Annotated in this window: 3 protein-coding genes; 2 read left to right on the top strand and 1 reads right to left on the bottom strand. The window is 35.5% G+C overall.

Annotation, left to right across the window (positions count from 1 at the left end):
* Positions 1-214, top strand: a 214-nt coding sequence (locus tag RHOW815_RS09485) for a transposase (RefSeq protein WP_502757473.1), incomplete at its 5' end; no start/stop codon positions are given.
* Between the two features lie 85 nt (positions 215-299).
* A complete protein-coding gene (locus tag RHOW815_RS09220; RefSeq protein WP_215217771.1) occupies positions 300-722 on the top strand; it encodes a thiol-disulfide oxidoreductase DCC family protein in 423 nt (140 codons plus the stop codon).
* Here the strand turns inward: RHOW815_RS09220 and RHOW815_RS08015 are convergent.
* The coding region (locus RHOW815_RS08015; RefSeq protein ID WP_215217772.1) for a transposase at positions 623-1,082 on the bottom strand (460 nt) is incomplete at its 5' end. The two genes, RHOW815_RS09220 and RHOW815_RS08015, sit on opposite strands and share 100 nt — an antisense overlap.

The raw sequence follows: 1,082 nt of genomic DNA, 5'->3' as shown, positions 1-1,082 counted from the left end.
CCATTCTTGGGAAAGAGGCTTAAATGAGCATACAAACGGACTAGTTAGGCAATATTTTCCTAAAACACAAAGCTTTTTAGATACGACTTCCAAGGATATAGAAAGGGTGGAAACTTTACTAAATAACAGACCTAGAAAGGCTCTCAACTTCGAAACTCCACTAGAAGTGTTTACGAGATTATCTACAAACATGCTATGCTCGGGTGCACAATAGATGTTTTTTCAAGTATTTATATGTTCTTTTTTGTGCACTTCAAGGTTGAAAGGGCCATGAATAAAACTCTTTAAAAAGAAAAAATATGCATCAAGATCTATTTGAGGAATTCCCAAGGGTTTTTTATGATGGTAATTGTGGTTTATGTCATTTTTTTGTGCGCTTCACCCTTTTAAGGATGCAAACACCTTTCGTTTTTTCTCCCATAGAAGGAAAAACCTTTTGCCATCTTGTTCAGACTAAAAACATAAAAACTACACCAGATAGTATCATGGTGTATGAGAAGAAACAGGATAGAATCTATTTCAAAACAGAGGCGATCTTATATATTTTACACTCTTTAGGAAAAGGTTGGAAGTGTTTAGCGTATTTAATTCGTTGTATACCTCTTTGTATAACTAACGCTTTCTATGATTTTATTGCTAAAATAAGAGGCAAGATTTTCAAAAAGCCAAAAACGGCTTGTCCAGTTCTCCCAGAGAACTTAAGAAAATTTTTTAGAGAGTGAACCTTATTAAGCATATTAGACATGCCATAATTGCACACAAAGAAGGGGTTACTCCTTAAACGGAGTAGGTTAAACTCTCCAATATAAAGAGATTTTTTTAAAATCTCAAAACCGCTCATTAAAGAGCAAAAAAAATGAGGAGCAACGATCAGCATCTTGTGCATGATCACGGATAACTTTCTACCCACTGCTAAAGCGGCTTTCTTCATCCCTTTTTTTCGCATAATTTTTAATCCCCAAGCTTTCACTTTACTCCATTTCTTACTTCGTGTGAGCATTACCATTCCGGCCTCAACTAACAAAGACCTAAGTTCATTGGATCCACATTTCGAAATTCTTCCCTGTCTTTGCACCTCTCCA

It is taken from the genome of Candidatus Rhabdochlamydia sp. W815, assembly GCF_018642185.1.
Classification (GTDB): domain Bacteria; phylum Chlamydiota; class Chlamydiia; order Chlamydiales; family Rhabdochlamydiaceae; genus Rhabdochlamydia; species Rhabdochlamydia oedothoracis.
The sequence above is the reverse complement of the archived record's forward strand: the minus strand, read 5'-3'. Positions and strand labels throughout refer to the sequence as shown.